The organism is Vibrio sp. 03_296 (assembly GCF_002265885.1).
Genome location: NZ_NPKW01001126.1, coordinates 1 through 413, shown reverse-complemented (window position 1 = coordinate 413; position 413 = coordinate 1). Strand labels below are relative to the sequence as shown.

General features: G+C 42.1%; 1 pseudogene. It reads left to right on the top strand.

The annotated features are described in order from the left end of the window. Nucleotides 1–47: 47 nt before the first annotated feature. Nucleotides 48–413 (top strand): annotated as a pseudogene (locus tag CIK04_RS30285) (transposase); the annotation flags it as partial.

Genomic DNA, 413 nt, shown 5'->3' with positions numbered 1-413 from the left:
TCTTCTGGGTCTCGAGCCCGCATTTCGCAAGCAAGAGTTAGCTTATTATGAATACAAATACACTTCAAAACATTAATGTCGGCGTTGATACAGGTAAGACACAACTTGATATCTATATCCGCCCTCTCGATATCTATTTTAATGTCACAAATGATGAAAAAGGCATCAAACAAGCCGTTCGCACTATTGCTAAATATCATCCAGAACGGATTGTTATTGAAGCAACCGGTCGATTGGAGATGCCATTCATCTTAGCGTGTGAAAAGCCAATCTGCCTTATGTCATCGCTAACCCATTACACATCAAAAGTTTTCTGGTGCTCTTGGCAATAAAGCGAAAAACGACCGCCTAGATGCGGCGCTTATCGCCCACTACGCCGAAGCAATCAAGCCAAAACTCACGCAATTAAAAAG